The sequence below is a fragment of the Marinobacter sp. LM1 genome (genome assembly GCF_042763285.1).
Taxonomy (GTDB): domain Bacteria; phylum Pseudomonadota; class Gammaproteobacteria; order Pseudomonadales; family Oleiphilaceae; genus Marinobacter; species Marinobacter nauticus.
The window spans coordinates 335953-355171 of record NZ_CP114373.1; the positions used below are offsets into that span (position 1 = coordinate 335953).

Annotated in this window: 16 protein-coding genes; 7 read left to right on the forward strand and 9 right to left on the reverse strand. The window is 59.3% G+C overall.

Going from position 1 to position 19219, the window contains the following annotated elements:
* Positions 1-28 precede the first annotated feature (28 nt).
* The 7 genes from OZ656_RS01500 to OZ656_RS01530 form a co-directional block, all read right to left on the reverse strand.
* On the reverse strand, positions 29-1315 hold the full coding sequence (locus OZ656_RS01500; RefSeq protein WP_011783905.1) for a TRAP transporter large permease: 1287 nt from the start codon (positions 1313-1315) through the stop codon (positions 29-31).
* A 36-nt stretch (positions 1316-1351) separates the two neighbouring features.
* Positions 1352-1945, reverse strand: coding sequence for a TRAP transporter small permease (locus OZ656_RS01505; RefSeq protein ID WP_011783906.1), 594 nt, complete (start codon positions 1943-1945; stop codon positions 1352-1354).
* 106 nt (positions 1946-2051) lie between these two features.
* Positions 2052-3080: a TRAP transporter substrate-binding protein DctP gene (gene dctP / locus OZ656_RS01510; RefSeq protein WP_014420276.1), complete on the reverse strand. Its 1029-nt coding sequence runs from the start codon at positions 3078-3080 to the stop codon at positions 2052-2054.
* Positions 3081-3221: 141 nt separating this feature from the next.
* The gene (locus OZ656_RS01515; protein ID WP_278349841.1) at positions 3222-3761 is read right to left on the reverse strand and encodes a YqiA/YcfP family alpha/beta fold hydrolase; all 540 of its coding nucleotides are present in this window, start codon (positions 3759-3761) and stop codon (positions 3222-3224) included.
* A 13-nt stretch (positions 3762-3774) separates the two neighbouring features.
* A complete protein-coding gene (locus OZ656_RS01520; RefSeq protein WP_278349842.1) occupies positions 3775-4794 on the reverse strand; it encodes an LLM class flavin-dependent oxidoreductase in 1020 nt (339 codons plus the stop codon).
* Positions 4795-4925: 131 nt separating this feature from the next.
* Positions 4926-6749, reverse strand: a complete 1824-nt coding sequence (nadN, locus tag OZ656_RS01525) for an NAD nucleotidase (RefSeq protein WP_199453664.1) — start codon at positions 6747-6749, stop codon at positions 4926-4928.
* A 22-nt stretch (positions 6750-6771) separates the two neighbouring features.
* Complete coding sequence (locus tag OZ656_RS01530; RefSeq protein ID WP_228285617.1) at positions 6772-9246, reverse strand: ExeM/NucH family extracellular endonuclease; 2475 nt, start codon at positions 9244-9246, stop codon at positions 6772-6774.
* Positions 9247-9431: 185 nt separating this feature from the next.
* Here OZ656_RS01530 and OZ656_RS01535 point away from each other — a divergent pair, with 185 nt between their 5' ends.
* The 3 genes from OZ656_RS01535 (at position 9432) to OZ656_RS01545 (ending at position 12006) form a co-directional block, all read left to right on the forward strand.
* A complete protein-coding gene (locus OZ656_RS01535) occupies positions 9432-9980 on the forward strand; it encodes a glutathione peroxidase (RefSeq protein WP_041654477.1) in 549 nt (182 codons plus the stop codon).
* A 93-nt stretch (positions 9981-10073) separates the two neighbouring features.
* Positions 10074-11255, forward strand: coding sequence for a mechanosensitive ion channel family protein (locus tag OZ656_RS01540; protein WP_199453668.1), 1182 nt, complete (start codon positions 10074-10076; stop codon positions 11253-11255).
* Complete coding sequence (locus tag OZ656_RS01545) at positions 11248-12006, forward strand: putative 4-mercaptohistidine N1-methyltransferase (protein WP_014420283.1); 759 nt, start codon at positions 11248-11250, stop codon at positions 12004-12006. The genes OZ656_RS01540 and OZ656_RS01545 overlap by 8 nt, the downstream gene beginning before the upstream one ends.
* A 115-nt stretch (positions 12007-12121) precedes the next feature.
* Here OZ656_RS01545 and OZ656_RS01550 read toward each other — a convergent pair whose 3' ends face one another.
* On the reverse strand, positions 12122-12907 hold the full coding sequence (locus OZ656_RS01550) for an FCD domain-containing protein (RefSeq protein WP_153739843.1): 786 nt from the start codon (positions 12905-12907) through the stop codon (positions 12122-12124).
* Between the two features lie 220 nt (positions 12908-13127).
* On the opposite strand from OZ656_RS01550, the gene OZ656_RS01555 reads away from it, so the two are divergent.
* From OZ656_RS01555 to OZ656_RS01570, 4 genes are all read left to right on the forward strand, one after another.
* Positions 13128-14819 (forward strand): L-lactate permease, encoded by a 1692-nt coding sequence (locus OZ656_RS01555; RefSeq protein ID WP_153739844.1) that lies wholly within the window; start codon positions 13128-13130, stop codon positions 14817-14819.
* Between the two features lie 63 nt (positions 14820-14882).
* The gene (locus tag OZ656_RS01560; RefSeq protein WP_153739845.1) at positions 14883-15710 is read left to right on the forward strand and encodes a (Fe-S)-binding protein; all 828 of its coding nucleotides are present in this window, start codon (positions 14883-14885) and stop codon (positions 15708-15710) included.
* Complete coding sequence (locus tag OZ656_RS01565) at positions 15707-17149, forward strand: LutB/LldF family L-lactate oxidation iron-sulfur protein (RefSeq protein WP_153739846.1); 1443 nt, start codon at positions 15707-15709, stop codon at positions 17147-17149. Before OZ656_RS01560 ends, OZ656_RS01565 begins: the two co-directional genes overlap by 4 nt.
* A complete protein-coding gene (locus OZ656_RS01570; protein ID WP_113879531.1) occupies positions 17149-17820 on the forward strand; it encodes a lactate utilization protein C in 672 nt (223 codons plus the stop codon). Before OZ656_RS01565 ends, OZ656_RS01570 begins: the two co-directional genes overlap by 1 nt.
* Here OZ656_RS01570 and OZ656_RS01575 read toward each other — a convergent pair whose 3' ends face one another.
* Positions 17821-19218, reverse strand: a complete 1398-nt coding sequence (locus tag OZ656_RS01575) for an NAD(P)(+) transhydrogenase (Re/Si-specific) subunit beta (protein WP_153739847.1) — start codon at positions 19216-19218, stop codon at positions 17821-17823.
* Between the last annotated feature and the right edge of the window lies 1 nt (position 19219).

Here is a 19219-nt window from a genome sequence, read left to right on the forward strand (position 1 = left end):
TGTTCTCCTTTGATCAGTGGCTGTGGATCTAGTCCCTGAACGCGATGTCACGCAGGAACAGGGCAATATCCGGGAAGGCGATGATCAGGCCGGCAGCCGCCACCAGCATGAATATGAACGGAGGCGTACCCCGGATAACTTCCATGTAGGGCCGTTTGAAGATGGCAATGGCGGTGAAAATGTCGCAGCCAAAGGGTGGCGTGGCAGAACCGATGGCCACCTGCAGGGTAATCAGCACACCGACAAGCACCGGATCCAGCCCGGTGGCCTGAATGGCGGGCGCAAAGATCGGTGTCAGCACCAGGATAACCACGATGGGATCGACGAACATACAGGCGATGAAGAAGGCCACACAGATGGCAATCAGCACGCCCACAGGCCCGGCCTCGTTGACGCCCACCGCTTCCAGGATGGCCTGGGGAATCTGGGCAAAGGAAATGATCCAGGAGAAGCCATTACCCACGGCCACCAGAATGAACACCACAGCCGTGATCAGCCCGGTGGATTTGGCAATCTTGTAAATGTCGTTCAGTTTCAGCGACCGGAAGACCACAAATTCCAGCAGGAAGGCGTAGAGCACGCAGACTGCAGCTGCCTCGGTGGGACTGAAAATACCACCGTAGATACCACCGACAATGATCACCGGGAACATCAGGGGCCAGGAGGCATCCCTGACTGACATCGCCCGTTCTTTCCAGCTGGCCTTGGCTTCAGTTGGAACATCGTTCTTGTAGGCGTAGATCAGGCAGTAGATCGAGAACATGAACAAAATCAGGATGCCCGGGCCGATGCCCGCAATGAACAGTTCGGCAATGGAGGTTTCCGAGATGACCCCGTAGATGATCATGCCGATGCTGGGAGGGATCAGGAAGGCGATATCACTGGCGTTGATAATCAGAGCCAACGTGAAGGGATCGGAGTAGCCAGCCTTGAGCATTTTCGGGCGCAGCGGTGAGCCCACTGCGACCACGGTGGCCTGGGTTGAGCCAGACACCGCCCCGAACAGGGTGCAAGAGGTGGCGGTACTGATGGCGAGGCCACCTTTGATGTGGCCGATAAAGGCCATGACCATATTGATCAGGCGGTCCGCAGACTGGCCCCGGGTCATGATATCGGCCGCCAGAATGAACATGGGTACCGCAATCAACGACGCTGGCCGGATGCCACCCATCATCTGCTGGATGAATGTGCCCATCTGCCCGAAGCCATCGAACATCATAACGAAGCCGATGACGGCAGCAGTGGTTAGCGGAATCATCATCGGGAAGCCCAGAAGCAGCAGCCCGATCATGACGATCATCATAATAGTTGCCATGGTGTGTCTTTCCTTAACCTATGGGTTCACGCTGCTTCAGACTTCGGTTTCGGTATCGGCGTAGCCATCCACCACACCCGTCGACAGGTACACGTCTTTGGTAGTGAAGTTCTTGATGGCGGTCAGCAGGTACTGGATGCCGGTAATGGCGAAACCGACAGGGGCCCAGATGTAAATCCACCAGATCTCAAAACCAAGCGCTGGCAAAATCCGACCTCGGCTGTACAGGGTCTGGATATACTCGAAGGAGTGATAGCACAGGAAAAACATGACCACGGAGGTAAACAGGGCGATGATGATCATCAGTACCTTGCGGCCCTTGGTCGGGAAGGCATCGTACATGGCGGACATGCGGATATGGCGGCCGTGCCGGGCGGCGTAGCCAATGCCGGCAAAGGTAATCAGAATGATCAGAATCCGGTTGATTTCACCGGAGAAAAACAGGCCCTCGCTGAACACGAAACGGGCAATAACATTGGCGCAGGTGTTTACCGCCATCAGAATCACGCCAGCGGCGAGCATGACGGCTTCGATTTTTGAAATCCAGACGTCAATCGTGCCCAGAAAGCCAGGCAAGCCGGACTCATAGTGACCGGTATCGTCTTCGATCTCCGGGGAATTCTCGGACATGGATTCTGCTCCAGAACATGTCGCTCCCGGCGGGAAGAATCCCCGGCGGGGCGGGGTTAAAGCTGGGTTGCCACCCGCCGGAGCGGGGGCAACCGTTTGGCGAGGTTCAGTCGTTCTGAACTTCTTTCAGATCTTCCTTGAACTGCTCCAGCAGCTCTTTACCACGCTCACCGGTCATTTCGATGAACTTCTCTTCCACCTGTGGCGCGCGGGCCTTGAAGGCTTCAATCTGTTCGTCAGTCAGACGGGTCACGGTAACTTCGTCGCTGTTGGACTGGATCTTTTCCAGGGCCTCGTCCGCCAGACCATCGATGTGTACGATGATTTCCTCGAAGGCGTAATCCGCGGCATCCTGAACCAGCTTCTTGTCTTCATCAGACAGGCCTTCGTAGAAGTTCTGGTTCGCCATCATGGCGGTGGTGAACCAGCCGTGGCCGGTGAATACCAGGTTCGGGGAAACCTCATACAGACCACCTGACTCAATCCAGAAAATCGGGTTCTCCTGACCCTGGATCATGTTGGTCTGCAACGCACCGTATACTTCACCCCATGGCAGCGGGGTTGGGGTAGCACCAAACGCAGAGTAGGTCTCGGACAGAAGCGGGTTGGTCATTACCCGGATCTTCTTGTTGTTGAAGTCTTCCGGAGAGGTCACCGGCTCATCAACGGTCACTACCATTTCCCCTTCCGGGTACATCTTCAGCAGCTCAAGACCTTTTTCAGAATACAGCTCCGGGAAGTCCTCATTGATGGCCTCGCTCTCGCGGAAGAACTCGATCACGGTATCCATGTCGGTGGGCATGAGGTACGGGATAAAGAAGATCTGCGCTTCCGGGATCAGAGAGCCGGTAAAGCCAGGAGACTGGTTTACAAAGTTCAGGATACCGGCCTGGGTTTGTTCCATGATGTCGTCAGACTCACCCAGCTCACCGAAACGGTAAATCTGCAGGGTGTGGTCGGAATTCTCTTCAATGTATTCCTTGAACTTGTACGCGAATACGTCCTGAACGTCGCCTTCGTATTCTTCATGGGCGTAGCGCCAGTTGGCGGCATTCACGGCATTTGCCGCGGTCAGGCCGGCAAATGCCAGCGCTGAAATACCAGCCAGTTTCCTGAATTTACTTGTGCTGCTCATCGGGTTGTCTCCGCTCGTTATTTTACGTTAATCCATTGTTACATTATTAAAGACTGGCAAATCAAAGCGGTTTTCGCAAGGAAACCGGGGAAATAAGCTGCACGCAAATAGCCGATTAAGCCAAATTGCAAGTGCATGAATTCAGGATGGATTCGGGTTTTCAACACACAGGAACAGGAACCTTCTGAACTCCTCTGCCACCCGCTGGACACTGTTTTCCAGCCGATGTCCGTCGGGTAGAACCAGGGCTTCAATCTGCTGCCTCCGGGCCAGCTCCAGAACCGGCATTACCGGTACCACATCGTCGTTCCAGCCGTGGATAATGCGAGCGTGGCGGGCGCCAATCACCGGGTTGGACTCCGGATAATCCGGTAGCGCCAGTGCCGGTGCCAGCATAAAGCAGCCCCTGACCGGAGCCTGTTCGCTGGTCCGGGCGCAGACCCAGCCGCCCATGCTGGAGCCTGCCAGGATGGTCTGTTCGGGCCTTGCACCGACAGATGCCATGGCGTGGCGCATCTGCTCCAGGCGTTCGGCAGGATCTTTGGTGCTGCGATGATCCACCGCCTCGGCATAAACGCCTGAAAACGTTTCAGCCACCGTTTTCAGGGCCTGGATCTTGGTACTGCCGGGGCCACTTTCCAGACCGTGGGAGAGAAAAACATAGAATGCCGGTTGAGCCATGATCAGGTTCTGCCTAGTTGATGGTTGCGTCGGAGTCGGTTCGCGGGGAACGGGTTTCGGCCAGGATATCCAGGGCCTGTCGGCGTTTGTCCGGGTCGTGGATATCAATGGTGAACATCAGTTCGTCCACCTGAATGTCGGCCAGCAGGTCGTCGAGTTGCCGGCGCAGGTCTTCACTGTTGCCCATGATCTGCAGTTTCAGGAAGTCCCGCACACCGGCCTCCTCGGCCGGATTCCAGAGTCCGTCCATGGATTCTACCGGCGGTCGCATCCACAGGGGCTGCCCGCGAAACAGGGCCAGAATGCGCTGGTAGCTGGTGGTGGCCAGATGCCGCGCTTCGTCCTTTGAGGCCGCCGGGATAGCGGGAATGGCCAGCATGGCATAGGGCTGTCGCAGCTGTTCTGAGGGCTCGAAGTTCTCGCGATAGACCTTCAGGGCTTCCCGGTAGAGACGCGGTGCGAAGTGGCCGGCGAAGGCATAAGGAAGGCCCCGCATCGCCGCCAGTTGCGCGCTGTAAAGGCTGGAGCCCAGCAGCCAGATGGGAACATTGGTGCCAGCACCGGGAATGGCTTTCACCGGCTGGCCCGGTTGCAGCGGCCCCAGCAGGTTCTGCAGACGGGCTACGTCTTCCGGGAATTGCTCGGCGCCCAGACCATCCCGTCGCAGTGCCCGGGCGGTGACTGGATCGGTGCCCGGCGCGCGGCCAAGGCCGAGATCGATTCGGCCCGGATAGAGACATTCCAGGGTGCCGAATTGCTCGGCAATCACCAGCGGTGGATGGTTCGGCAGCATGACACCGCCGGAGCCCACCCGGATACTCCCGGTTTTGCCAGCGATGTGCCCCACCAATACCGAGGTGGCGGAACTGGAAATCCCTTCCATATTGTGGTGCTCTGCCAGCCAGAAACGCTTGAAGCCAAGTGCCTCCGCATGCTGGGCGTAACGCACGCTGTTGGCCAGTGTCGTTGCTACGGAGTCGCCCTCGCGCACGGAGGCCAGTTCGAGCAGGGAGTAATCGGGTGTTCTGGACATGGGGTTCCGGTACCTGTGAAGAAACAACGGTGTTCAGCGTTTCACAATGACGCCAGCGGACGGTTTCTTCAAGGGTAATGACAGGAGGGGCAGGAGCATCCGTTAGTGCCGGATGCTCCTGCAAGCACTCGTTACGGTGCTGGCGTGTACATCTGAGTGGAGTACTCGCCCTGGACGGGCTTGCTGAGGGTTACCTCTTCCTTGACGTAATCGACGAAGGATTGGGCATAGTCCAGAAAGGTATCCGTGGCTCGGCCATCCTCGCTGACGGTTCCGAAGGTCAGGTAGCCGTCACGGCCAGCCGCGGTGAAGCTGTTGGTGACGACGTTCAGGGTTTCAGCGTCGGTCAGAGCGCGCCAGGTGGTTTCACTCCGGGGCCGAACTTCGATGTCGTAAAGGCGTTCGCCAGCAGGCCTGGTCATGTCGACGGTCCAGCGCAGACCGGCGGCATAGGGGTAGGCACCCGTGGAGCCGCCTTCAACGTGGGCGAAATCCACTGCTTCATTCAGCACCTGTCTGATTTCTGCTCCGGTCATGGGCAGATCGGTAAGGGTATTGGCAAACGGCAGCAGGTTGTAGGCATCACCAATGGTGATATCGCCGGCCAGAATGTCGGTGCGAACGCCGCCGGCGTTCTGGATCGAAACATCGGCATTCTTGCTCTGGAACAGGAAGGCCTGAGCCACCAGGTTCGGGATATCCCCCCCACGGTTCGGGTCTTCGTTGGCGCAGGTGTCATCGCCGTATGGCCGGCCGGGAATTCGGGCCAGGCACAGGTCCTCGGATGCGGTACCGATGACCTGATTGCGGAAGCTGTCCAACTGGTTGGCGTACGTGGCCAGGGTTTGAGCGCCGGTCGGGTCGTCCGTCACAAGGCTGAGTTGCGGGTCCGCCTCGATGGCTGCCCGAATGGCGGCCAGTTCCTCGCCTTGGGGTTGGTAGCCATCGTCGGTGCCGTCATCACGGATGATGGGGTTGCCCAGGAGCAGGTGTGGCGTTCCGGAGCAGGAGGAAACAGTGCCATTGTTCTCCCAGGTCACGCTCAGTTCACCCAGCACACGCGAATACTGCCAGGCCTGGGCCACGCACACTTTGTCGCCGTCGGCATTGGTCACTTCGGTGGGGTAGGGGCCGGAGGCACTCAGGCCGTAGGCGTCAAAGTTGCCAAGCAGGGTGTGGGAATCTCCGCCGATAATGACATCCACTCCAGACAGGCGCTCGGCCAGTGCCAGATCGTTGGCATACTGGTAGTGGGTCAGCAGGATGATCTTGTCGATGCCCTGGTCGTTCAGCTCATCAATCATGGCCTGGGCGGTTTCGGTTTCGTCCAGAAACTCAGTGCTTGCCAGCGGGCTTGAGCTGTTGCGGGTTTTGGTGGCGATGTCGATGCCGATGATGGCCACCTGCTGGCCATCAATGTTCTTGATGGTGTACGGCTGGATGTAATCGTCCTGGGCCACCGGGGCCAAAGGGGTGCCGATGGCCGGTTTGACGTTGGCCGCGAGAACCGTCGTGTTACAGCTGCCTGCCGCCAGGTAGTCGAGGAATTTCACCAGCCCTTCGTCACCACGATCAAACTCGTGATTGCCCAGTGCAAAGGCATCAAAACAAACCTGGTTCATCAGCTCGGCATCGGCCTCACCTTCGAAGGAGGTGAAGTACAGGGTGCCGGTCATGGCATCTCCGGCATGCAGTTTCAGCACGTTGTCCAGTTCGGCGGTTCGTTCGTTGATCTTGGCGATCACCCGGGGGAAGCCGCCGGCGCTGAATTCGGTTTCTTCACCAGCGATATCCAGGGACTGTGAGCCCGCTTCCAGATGGGAGTGGTGGTCGTTGATATGCAAGATGTTAACGGTAAAGCGCTCGGTTTCCGTGGCGGGCGCGTCGTCGTTATCACTGTTACAGCCGGTCAGGGCAATCAGCGGGATTGCCAGCCAGAGTCCTTGCCGAATCATTACTCTATCTCCGTTGTGGGGGTTAGCGGCTGGTCAGCACGCGAATCAGGGCGATCAGGTCGTAATGGTTAATGCGCCCGTCACCGTCAATGTCGTAAGCCGGAGCTGTGGCTTTGCCGAACAGCATCGCCAGCACCAGGCGGGACAGGTCCCGGCCGTTAACGCGGCCATCGCCGTTCAGGTCGGCGCGGTCTGCGGGGGTTCTGGTATCGAGATTCAGGGCAACGATCACAGGGTCATGGTCAGAGGCCCGGTAAGCGTCCGGTGCGTAGAAGCTGGCCTGCTGCTCCGGCGTCTTGAACTCGGTGTTGTAGTCCAGGGCTCGGGGCTCATCGGCATTGATCGGCCAGACGGTGGTATCGGCAATTTTGCCGGCCAGGGCGGTATTGGCCAGAGCGTGGTCCAGGTAGCCTGCCTGGCCATAGAACACGTAGGAATACGCCTGCTCGCCAACGTAGGCCGCCAGTAGATCGGTATAGCCGGCACTGGCCAGGGCGCGAATGGGGTCTTCTTTCGCGTAGGCGTTGAGATCGCCGATGATTAACACATCCGGTTCGCCGGTTCCGGTGGCATCGTCTGCCAGCCAGGATGCCAGCGCCTGGGCGGCCTGGGTCCGTACTGGATTCCAGCAGCCCTGACCATCGTTCTGGTCAGCGTTGCTGCCTTCGGCACTGCCGCAGCCTTTGGACTTGAAGTGGTTGACGGCAATGGTGACGCCATCGTCTGAATCCTTCAGCCGAAAGGTCTGTGCCAGGGGCTGGCGGTTCAACTGATCAAAAGGAGCCGCGCTCAGAGTGGCGGCGGTGCCAACGATCTCGACACGGTCGGCGCGATACAGCAGGCCAACGGCAATGTCATCATTGCCCAGTTGTGCCAGGCCGGGATCGACCCACTGCCATTCGGAACCCAGGGCCCCGGCAAGTTCGGCAATGGCACTGGTCTGGCCGTAGCCGTCATTCTCGATTTCCATCAGGCCGATGATGTCGGCATCAAGGGCGACCAGGGCACTGACCAGCTTCTCGGTCTGGCGGGCCAGTTCTTCCGGGTTGTCTGCGCCCCGCGCCGTCGGGAATCCGCCACCCATGCCGTCACCGTTGAAGAAGTTCAGCACGTTGAAAGAAGCCACCACCAGGTTACCGCGATCCTCAAGGCCGGGCTCGGTTACACGTGCATTTGCCTGGCTGAAGGACGGGCTCGCGGTCGGCTGCAGACGCCATTCCGAAAAACGGTAGTCGAGAACGCCGGCAAGATCCTGAACGGTGTCGCCAGCGCGCACGGTCTGGCTGGCGCTCAGTTGCGGTGTCGGGTAGGGCACGATGGCCGGGTTCTGGCGGTTACTGGCGTCGTCCAGGATAATCCGGTCCAGCGCATTCAGATCAGCCACCAGTGCGGCATCCGCTCCGGGCTCAGCGATACTGGTGGGGATAAAGTGGCGACCGCTCCCGAGGGTCAGGCTGCCGTAACGGCCCAGGTCGTAGTTGTCGTTCACCACAAGAGGCGCGCTGAATTGTACCCGCATGGCTTCAAAGGCTTCCGGAGCAGTGGCATCGGCCCAGGGCAGGGAGATCTGCGCCGCCGGTGGAAGCTCCGCATTACCACAGTTTTCGGTACCGCTCAGGTTGGTCAATTCGGTCAGGCCGTCGTATTCGGTCACTTCACCGGCAAGCCGCAGGCGCTGGCCGGGCTCGGCGTTCAGAGTTGGCGCATAGACAAACAGGCCTTCGGAGGTTGCAGGGTTGTCGTCGCGGTCTGAGGCTTCTTCCTCCACAAAGACGCCGCCAAGGCCATCGTTGGTGTTGAAGGCGGCCGTAACTACGGCTTCGATCACCACGTGCTGGCCGGCAACCGGGCTGATATCGCCTTCGCCCTGAATGTCCGAAATGCGGGTGGCGGGAGCACCACAGGTCAGATCCGGCGCAGTCGGTGGCTGGTCCGGGTTATCGTCATCGTTGCCGGCGACGCCGAGATCGTCGAAGCTGTTCTGGGGAAAGCCGTCAAAGACTGTGGCCGGGTCGTAATCATCGTAGGCATCGGTATCGGCCAGGGTGCCTGCACGGCGGCGCAGAGTGCGATCCTGAGTGCGGGTATCCCCGGAGCCCCAGTAGCTGCCGGGGTCTGTGCCGACCTGGCCGATACTGTCGGCAACCGTGCCGCCGTTCAGGAGCAGGACAGCGTCATCACCGTTGAACAGCCCGGCTCCGGTGGTTTGATCCGCCACAGCGAGAATGGCCGGGTCAGCAGCGCTATGCGCGAAAACGAAGTTGCTGCCCGGAGCAATCGAACCCTCCAGGTTGAAGGTTTGCCCGGGGGTGGCGCTGCCGTTGAAGAAAACCTGCAGCTCCCAGGGAGCAAGATCCACCACCGCATTGCCGGTGTTGAGCAGTTCAATGGCTTTGTTGTTGCTGGAGCCTTCGACATACTCGCTGATGACCAGCGATGCCTGTGTTGTCGATGCCAGAAGGCCGCCGATGGCGGCTGCCAGCAGCGTTGGTTTCATCGTCATGGTACTGTCCTTGTTTCGGTTATGTTGTGTGTTTTGACACCACAATCTGACCGTGCTGTGTGACGATGACATGAGAGTTTTGTGAAGGATGCTTTGCCGGTTTGTGTCAATGTGGACAACGCGCCTGAGCAGTTTGGTAATCCAGTGCGTATACAGGGGATCTGTCGACAGGAGGGCCGATGATGCGTTGGACAGTCTTGAAGTGTGTGAGTGTGCTTTTACTGCTAGGGTTGACGGTGCCTGCCGTTGCCCGGGATTGCCCGGATTTCCTGGACCACGAGCAGCGCAAGCTGCACTCCCGGGATTCGGTGAATCTGTGCGAGGTGGCTGCTGGCAAGCCGATGCTGGTGGTGAACACAGCCAGCCGTTGTGGTTATACCGGTCAGTTTGAAGGCCTGGAGGCCCTGCACCAGCGGTACAAGGATCGGGGGCTGACGGTCGTGGGATTTGCCAGTGATGACTTCCGGCAAGAGGCGGATTCCGAAGAAGAAGCCGCGAAGGTCTGTTTTGTGAACTTTGGTGTGAGTTTTACCATGATCGCGCCGAGCGCAGTGACCGGTGAGCAGGCCAATCCGGTGTTTCAGGAAATCAATCGCCAGAGCCAGCCGCCAAGCTGGAACTTCACCAAGTATGTGATCGATCGTGAGGGTAAGGTGGCAGCCCGTTTCCCGAGCCAGGTGCGTCCCGAAGATGCCCGGTTGATTCAGGCCCTGGAATCGGTTCTGTAATCCCCGGCCGGTTTGCGGATAGCAGTCTATTCTGAAGGCAAAGGTTGTTCACCGCTCCGGGTGTAGTATGCAGTGTTTGGAAAAGGATGCCCTATGGCAGAAGCCCTGTTTGAATCCGTACGAAGCCAGATAGCACAGAATCTCTCGGCTACCCTGGACGCTCTCGCGGGCGGACAGACCGATTGGGTGGCCCTGGCCGGGCATGTTCTCAGTCAACTGCTGATTTCGGTGATCTACCTCGGCATTCTGTTGCTGGTCTATGCCATTCTGATCAGCCTGGTACGCCTTGTCGTCGGCAGCCGACGCAGCTCGAAGCCCTGGTTTGGTCAGTTGCGCACTGGCATCCGTTATCTGTTCGGGCTGGGCGGATTGCTGGTGATTATGGCGCAATTCGAGGCCTCGCCGGAGCTGTTGAAGGGCATGGCCAGGGCGGGCCTGATGGCGTTGGGCTTTTTTGTGGGCTGGCTGGCGATTGGTCGTCTGCTGCGGGAGACGATGAATCGCTACCGTCTGGAACCCTCTATCCGCCAATTGGTCGAGAATCTGTTCTCGGTGCTCACCGTTACCTTCGCGGCCGTTACGGTGCTGTCCCAGTTCGGTTTCGATGTGGTCTCCATCGTCGCGGGTCTGGGGATCGTGGGGATTGCCGTCGGGTTTGCGGCCCAGTCCACGCTGTCGAACTTTATTGCGGGTATTACGTTGCTGATTGAGCGCCCCTTCCGGATTGGCGATTGGGTCACCATCAACGGCCAGGATGGTAAGGTGGTGAAGATCGCCCTGCGGACCACCTGGCTGCGTACCCGGGACAATATCTTTACCATGATCCCGAACGATAACGTGGCGTCCTCGGAGATCATCAATTACAGCGCCGAAGGGGCGACGCGCCTGAACATTCCAGTTGGCATTGCCTACAAGGAGTCTGCCAGGGCAGCGCGGGACGTGATAATGCCGGTTCTGCTGGCGCACTCTGAAGTCTTGCAGGGGTCGGGTATGGAGCCGCGAGTGGTGGTCAAGACCCTGGGCAACTCTTCAGTCGATCTGGAGGTCAAGATCTGGATTACACCGGACAATCTGGAGGTTCAGCCCAGAATTATGGCTGATGTGCTTGAGAAGATTAAAGAGGCCCTGGACGAAGCGGACATTGAAATACCTTTCCCGCACCTGCAACTGTTCATAGATGATGCCAAAGGGCTTGCGCCGTTGGTACAACCGTTTTACCCAAGGTCGACGGAACAAGGGAAAGGCCTGTCGGCGCCAGGAGACAATCATGAATGAGCCGTCCGGCTACTACGAAAGCAACACCACCCTGGCCCAGTATCTGGAGTTTCACTTCGGTGAAAGCTGGCATGGTGAAGCCAACTTCGCGAAAGAACTGGCCGATGCCGCGCTTGGAGCGCTGGATGGCCGCGCCACCTGCCGGGCGTTGGATATCGGTTGTGCGGTAGGACGTACCTCGCTGGAGCTGGCCCGCCAGTTTGACCATGTCGATGGGGTCGATTATTCGGAAACCTTTATCGGCAAATGCCGTGAGGTGGTGCGGGAGGGGGTTGCGCGGTATGCGCGGCCCGAAGAGGGCGAGCTGGTCAGCTACCAGGAGCGGTCACTGGCAGCCCTGGGTCTGACTGAGGCTGCCCGCCGCGTGGCGTTCCATCAGGGCGATGCCTGCAATCTCGGCGCTGATTACCGGGACTACGATCTGGTGCTGGCCGGCAACCTGATTGACCGTCTCTACAACCCATGCCTGTTTCTGGAACAGATCCATGAGCGTATCAATGCGCTGGGGCTGCTGGTGATTGCTTCACCCTATACCTGGCTGGAGGAGTACACGCCCAGGCAGGACTGGCTCGGTGGTTTCCTGAAAGACGGTGAGCCATTCACCACCCTGGATGGGCTCAAGGCGGCGTTATCCCCCCGTTTCCGCTTGCTGGCAGAGCCCCGGAGCCTGCCCTTCGTGATCCGGGAGACCCGCAACAAGTTCCAGCACAGTTTTTCGGAGCTCACAATCTGGGAGAAGTTGCCGGATTAGCGTGCCCTGTCACACAAGCGTCATCTCTTCCGGTTAGTGTGAAGGCTCATCAGGACGACATGCATTGTGTTGATGCATCGTGTGATTGCTTATGCCGGGGCTTGCCCCGGCTTTTTTATGGAGCCCGGTGTTCGCCGCTCCCTTCCCTTCTCAACGCCCGTTCACGCCGTCGCGCGGTTTCGCTGCGTTCCGATATGGTTTGCTGCACAAACTGTATGTGTTCCCCGGCGATGGCCCTGGCGTCTTCTTCCCGGCCTTCAACGATGGCGTTATACAGCTTCTGGTGCTGGTCCATCAGGCCCTGGCGGGTCTGAACCTCGCGGGAGTACATGCCACCGATGTTGGTGACAATGTTGTTCTTGAGCATGCTGAACAGGTTGCGCATGGTGTGCAGCAGCACCACGTTGTGACTGGCTTCAGCAATAGCCATGTGGAAGCGGGCATCGGCAGCCCCTTCTTCTTCCAGATTGTGGGCAGTGGAATTCTGGTAGCAGGCGTGGAGCTCTTCCCAGGCTTTGCCCAGCCGTGCCAGATCCACTTCCGTGGCGCGCAGGGCCGCGTAGAAGGCACAGTCGCCCTCCAGTGTGCGACGGAACTCGAGCAAATCCCGGTGTGCTTCCGGGTGCTTTTCCAGTAGCGGGATGAGTGGGTCGCTGAAGCTGCTTCCCAGATTCTCCGCCACATAATTGCCGCCGCCCTGGCGGCTTTTCAGCAGGCCTTTGGCCGCCAGGCGCTGCACGGCTTCTCTGAGTGACGGGCGGGATACGCCGAATTGCTCCGCCAGTACCCGTTCCGGCGGCAGGCGCTGCCCCGGCTCCAGGGTTCCTTCCAGAATCATGGTCTCCAGCTGCTCGACAATGGTGTCGGCCAGCCGCTTGGGAGCAATCTGATTGATGGGCATGATGCCTCACTTGTGTGTCTAAAAATTGGTCATACCAATAAATCTTACCTGCGTCTACGCTTGTTTTTACAACAAAACTTCAAGGCAATACGACTAATGTATGAGTGGGCGGTTTTGACACCACAAGGCCTGCTCAAATAACGTACTCGGCACAGGTTTGTAAATTGGTAATACCAATTATCCAAAAACAGAATCCAACAACAAGACCCTGGAGAACATGATGTCGTCCGGATTGCTCGCCCTATTGGCGTTTACGCCCATTCTCCTGGCTGGAGTGCTGCTGATTGGCATGCGTTGGCCCGCCCGCCATGCCATGCCCGTGGTATTTCTGGTCACCGCGCTGATCGGCTACGGCGCCTGGGATATGACCCTGAACCGTATCCTCGCCTCCACCCTGCAAGGGCTGGTGATTACGATTGGCCTGCTGTGGATAATCTTCGGCGCGATATTGCTGCTGAACACCCTGAAACATTCCGGTGCCATCACCACGATTCGGGCTGGCTTTACCAACATCACCCCGGATCGCCGTATTCAGGCCATCATCATTGTCTGGCTGTTCGGCAGCTTTATTGAAGGTGCGTCTGGCTTCGGTACACCGGCGGCCATCGCCGCGCCCTTGCTGGTTGCGGTGGGCTTTCCTGCCATGGCCGCGGTCATGCTGGGCATGATGGTGCAGAGCACGCCGGTATCCTTTGGTGCCGTGGGCACCCCGATTGTGGTGGGGGTGACAACGGGGCTGGATCGGGCCAGCATTACCGAGCGACTGGAAGCCCTGGGCTCCAACTGGGATACCTACCTGCAGCTGATCACCTCGGAAGTGGCCATCACCCACGCCATTGTCGGTGTCGTTATGCCGGTACTGATGGTGACGATGATGACCCGCTTCTTCGGCAAGAACAAAAGCTGGAAAGAGGGGCTGGAGGTCCTGCCATTTGCGTTGTTTGCCGGCATCGCGTTTGTTGTGCCCTACGCCCTGACCGGGGTGATTCTGGGGCCCGAGTTCCCGTCTCTGCTGGGTGGCCTGATTGGTCTGGCGATTGTGACCACTGCCGCCAAAAAAGGCTTCCTGATTCCGAAGCGGACCTGGGATTTTGCCGACAGCAAAGACTGGCCCAGTGAGTGGCTGGGCAGCATTGAGATGAAACTGGAAGACATCGCCGCCAAACCGATGAGCGGTTTCCGGGCGTGGGTACCCTACGTGCTGGTCGGCGTGGTACTGGTTCTGAGCCGCACCGTTGAACCGATCAAGCAAGCTTTCACCAGCGTTGGCGTGTCGTTCTCCAACATCCTGGGAGAAGCAGGTATTAATGCCGGGATCCAGCCACTTTACCTGCCGGGCGGTATTCTGGTGATGGTAGTGCTGGCAACTTTCTTCATCCACCGGATGAACCTGAAAGCGCTGAATTCGGCGGTGAAAGAATCCGGTGGCGTGCTGCTGAGTGCCGGTTTCGTGCTGCTGTTCACCGTGCCTATGGTGCGAATACTGATCAACTCCGGCGTTAACCTGTCGGACCTGCCGAGCATGCCGCTGGCCATGGCCACCTGGGCTGCCGATGCGGTTGGCGGCATTTACCCGTTGCTGGCCCCCACGGTGGGTGCGCTCGGTGCGTTCCTGGCCGGTTCCAACACGGTCTCCAACATGATGTTCAGCCAGTTCCAGTTTGGCGTTGCCGAGAGCCTTGGTTTGTCCACCGCACTGATGGTGGCGGTGCAGGCCGTGGGTGCTGCGGCAGGCAATATGGTGGCCATCCATAACGTGGTGGCAGCATCTGCTACGGTCGGGTTGCTGGGCCGTGAAGGTCAGACACTGCGCAAGACGGTGTGGCCGACCCTATACTACCTGGTGATGACCGGTTCGATTGCGCTGCTGGCCGCCTACGGCCTGGGGCTGACGGACCCGTTACTGAACTGAAAACACTGGGATAACCACAACGGGTGGCCGGCTGCCGGCCGGACCGCCCGGAGGCAATGACTGATGAGTGAGCTGTTTTACGACGCCGCCCCCAATGCTACCCGCGTGGCTCCAGAGCGCTCCAGGCCACGAACGTATCCGGCCAAGCCGGCCGAGGTCATTTTGTTCGGCACCTGCGTGGTGGATTTGTTCTTTCCCGAGGCCGGGCTGGATGCTATCCGCCTGCTGGAACGGGAAGGCATTCGCGTGCATTTTCCACACGAGCAATCCTGCTGCGGTCAGCCTGCCTGGACCTCCGGCTACGTGAACGAGGCCCGGGAGGTGGCGCGGGCACAGCTCAATCTACTCGACAACGGCTTGCCGGTGGTGGTGCCGTCCGGATCCTGTGCCGGTATGTTCCGACAGCATTACCGGGAAGTCTTTGCAGAAGAACCAGATACCCTTAAACGTGTGGAAGATCTGGCTGAACGAACGTTCGAGCTGACCGAGTTTCTGCTGCATGTATGCAAGGTGGACTGGCAGGATCTCGGCCAGCCCACACAGATTGCCTTGCACACCTCCTGTTCCGCCCGCAGGGAAATGAACACCCACCTGCATGCGCGGGAGTTGCTGGGCAAGCTGGCGAATGTCGAGCGGCTGGACCACGATCATGAAAGCGAATGCTGCGGCTTTGGTGGCACCTTCTCTGTGCGCATGCCGGAAGTGTCCGGGGCCATGGTGCTCGATAAAACCCGTTCGTTGCGGGAATCCGGTGCAGCGGAAATGGTAACCGCTGATGGCGGCTGCCTGCTCAACATCAACGGCTCCCTGGAAAAACAGAAACAGACGTTCCGGGGCCGGCATCTGGCCAGCTTTCTGTGGGAGCGGGTGAGTGGAGAGGTGAAATCATGAGCCAGCGAATACCGGTTAAAGAACTCACCGACAGCTTCCGTGGCCGAGCGGTGGGCGCCCTGGCTGACGACCAGCTGCGCACCAACTTCCGCGTCGCCATGGACTCGCTGATGAAAAAGCGGGCCGATGCTTTTCCGGACGAGGAAGAGCGTGAAGGACTGCGGGAACTCGGCAACCATATCAAGGCCCGGGCGCTGTCCCGGTTGCCGGATTTGCTTGAGCAGCTGGAATCGAAGCTGACCGATAACGGTGTCAAGGTTCACTGGGCCGAGACTACCGAGGAGGCCAACCGAATTGTCCACTCCATCATTGAGGCGAAGCAGGGCTCTCAGGTGGTGAAGGGTAAATCCATGGTCAGCGAAGAAATGGAAATGAACGACTACCTGGCTGAACGCCACATCGAGTGCCTGGAGTCGGACATGGGTGAGTACATCGTCCAGCTGGATGGCGAAAAGCCCTCCCACATCATCATGCCGGCGATTCACAAGAACCGCTTTCAGGTCTCCAGACTGTTCCACGACAAATTGGGCGTGGATGAGACCGAGGATGTGAACGAACTGATCCAGATTGGTCGCCGCACCCTGCGCCAGAAATTCCTTGAAGCGGATGTTGGGGTCTCCGGCGTCAACTTCGCCATTGCCGAAACCGGCACCTTGCTGCTGGTGGAGAACGAAGGCAATGGCCGCATGAGCACCACGGCGCCGCCAGTGCACATTGCCGTCACCGGCATCGAAAAAGTGGTAGAGAACCTGCGGGACGTGGTGCCCCTGTTGTCGCTGCTGACCCGTTCCGCGTTGGGTCAGCCGATCACTACTTACGTGAACATGATTTCCGGCCCGCGCAAGGCGGATGAGCTGGATGGTCCGGAAGAAGTGCATCTGGTTCTGCTGGACAATGGCCGCAGTGGTGCTTTCGCCGATGCCCAGCTGCGCCAGACATTAAACTGTATCCGCTGCGGTGCGTGCATGAACCACTGCCCGGTCTATACCCGTGTGGGTGGCCACACCTACGGTGAGGTTTATCCGGGGCCGATCGGCAAGATTATTACGCCGCACATGGTCGGGTTGCACAAGGTACCGGACCACCCCAGCGCGTCTTCATTGTGTGGCGCCTGTGGTGAGGTGTGTCCGGTGAAGATTCCGATCCCGGAAATGCTGCAGCGCTTGCGCCAGGAAAACGTGAAGAACCCCGCCGAACAGCCGAAAGTGAAAGATGGCGGCGCCAAGTATTCCCGCAAGGAGCGGGCAATCTGGCGCTTCTGGGCCAGGCTGAATACGGCGCCGGTGTTTTACCGCCTGTTCCTGTGGGGCGCGACCCGTTTTGGCAAACTTGCACCGAAAAACGTCGGCCCCTGGACCGAGAACCACTCGGCGCCGGTACCGGCCCGGCGGTCTTTGCATGATCTGGCCAAAGCCCATTTGAATCAGGGAGACCGGTGATGAGTGCCCGCAGCAATATTCTCAACAAGCTCCGTGCCGGTCTGGCCGGCACCACGCCCCGGCCGGACGATTTCGATGAGGGTCTGGTAACCCGCCCCTGGCAGTATGCGCCGGAGGACCGGATTACTCGCCTGCGTTCTCTGATGGAAGCGGTGCACACCGAAATCCACCAGCTGACGACCGAGGAGTGGCCCTCAAAGGTTCAGGAATTGCTGGAGAGCCGCGGCCTGAAGAATGTGCTTTATGCCCCGGGTACCGGGCACGGCAAGCAGCTGGCGGAGCACTGGCAGCGTGCGGAGCCCAGACCGGAGCTGTTGGTCTATGACCGTCCGATTGAGGAATGGAAGGAGGAGCTGTTCTGGCAGGTGGATGCCAGCGTGACGGGCACGGTGGGCGGGATTGCTGCCACCGGTTCACTGGTACTGTGGCCGGATCGTCACGAGCCGCGGCTGATGAGTCTTCTGCCGCCGTTGCATATCGCGTTGCTCAAGGCCAGTGAGGTGGAAGACAACCTGTATGGGATGATGCAGAAGCACAACTGGTCCGCGGGTCTGCCCACGAACCTGTTGCTGGTATCTGGTCCGTCCAAGACGGCGGACATCGAGCAGGTGCTTGCCTATGGGGCCCATGGCCCCAAGGAGCTGGTGGTCCTCATCCTTGAGGACGGCTGATCAGAGTTCCTTGATCGCGCTGGTGGTGGCTTGCAGGACTTCCTTGGCGTCGCCCTTCACCATCAGGCTGTTGTCGCGAATGAACAGACCGTTGGGAATGCCGGCGAAGCCAGCGGACAGGCTGCGCTTGACCACCACCACGGTTTTCGCCTTGTGCACATCGAGGATCGGCATGCCAAAAATGGGCGAGTTCGGGTCTTCGGCGGCGGCCGGGTTTACCACGTCGTTGGCGCCGAGCACGATGGCTACATCCGCCTGCGGCAGTTCCGGGTTAATGGCGTCCATGTCTTTCAACTGGTCATAAGGGATTTCAGCTTCGGCCAGCAGCACGTTCATGTGCCCTGGCATCCGGCCTGCCACCGGATGAATCGCGTAACTGACCTTGGCACCACGGCCCTCAAGCTGGTTGGCGAGTTCTTTCACCGCATGCTGGGCTTGAGCCACCGCCAGGCCGTATCCGGGCACCATGACCACCTTGCGGGCACCATCCAGCAACAGGGCCAGATCGTCAGGGGTGGCGTATTTCACCTTGCCATCGTAGAACTCCCCTTCATCCTGCTGGCTCGCCGTACTGTCTGATCCGCCCAGTACACCGCCGAACAGAACGTTGGGCAGGGACCGGTTCATGGCCTTGCACATGATGGCGGTCAGAATCAGGCCGGAGGCACCCACCAGGGAACCGGTAATGATCAACCCCTGGTTGCCCAGCACGAACCCGGTGGCCGCACCCGCCAGGCCGGAATAGGCGTTAAGCAGGGCGACGACGACCGGCATGTCGGCACCACCGATAGGCTGGACCAGTCCAATGCCAAGTAGCAGGCAGAGCCCTACGAGGGCCGCGAGGGCCAGCGGGCTGGTGCTGCCGCTGGTGGCAAACAGCACCGCTCCGGTCACGGCGGCAATCAGAGTAACCAGCGTGACACTGTGCCACAGGCGATTGTTCCGGCTGTCGCCAATATTCCCCTTGAGTTTCAGAACGGCTACGACCGACCCGGTCAGGGTCACTGAGCCGATGACGATGGAGGCCAGAATAGCGGCGGTCCAGCCACTACTTCCGGCACCGGTGGCGTTAACCGCATGCATCCAGGTACTGGCGGCCACCGCAACGGAGGCGCCCCCGCCGATACCGTTCAGGCTCGCCACCAGTTCCGGCATTTCCGTGGTTGCGGTCCGTTTTGCGAGCCAGACGCCGATCGAGCCGCCCAGCAGCATACCAGCGATGATGGCCGCGTAGCTGATGATTTCCTGGTGCAACAGGGCGGCGACGACCGCAATCAGCATCCCGATGGCGGCCAGCTGGTTGCCACGTACCGCTGTTTTTGGGCGGGTCATGCCCTTGATGCCGAGAATGAAGCAGACAGCAGCTGCAAGGTAAGACAGATTGATCAATGCAAACATG